1 rRNA gene is annotated in these 262 nt (G+C 51.9%); it reads left to right on the top strand.

Annotation, left to right across the window (positions count from 1 at the left end):
- A 23S ribosomal RNA gene (locus IB257_RS31455) occupies positions 1-262 on the top strand; the annotation flags it as partial.

Raw genomic sequence — 262 nt, 5'->3', positions numbered from 1 at the left:
GCGACTAAGTGCATATGGTGGATGCCTTGGCGATCACAGGCGATGAAGGACGTAGTAGCCTGCGAAAAGCTACGGGGAGCTGGCAAACAAGCTTTGATCCGTAGATGTCCGAATGGGGAAACCCACTGCGCAAGCAGTATCCCTGGCTGAATACATAGGCCAGTGGAAGCGAACCGGGTGAACTGAAACATCTCAGTAGCTCGAGGAAAAGAAATCAACCGAGATTCCGAAAGTAGTGGCGAGCGAAATCGGAAGAGCCTTT

Origin of the sequence: Achromobacter sp. ACM03 (assembly GCF_014851665.1) — a bacterium.
Classification (GTDB): domain Bacteria; phylum Pseudomonadota; class Gammaproteobacteria; order Burkholderiales; family Burkholderiaceae_B; genus Achromobacter; species Achromobacter aegrifaciens.
The sequence above is the reverse complement of the archived record's forward strand: the minus strand, read 5'-3'. Positions and strand labels throughout refer to the sequence as shown.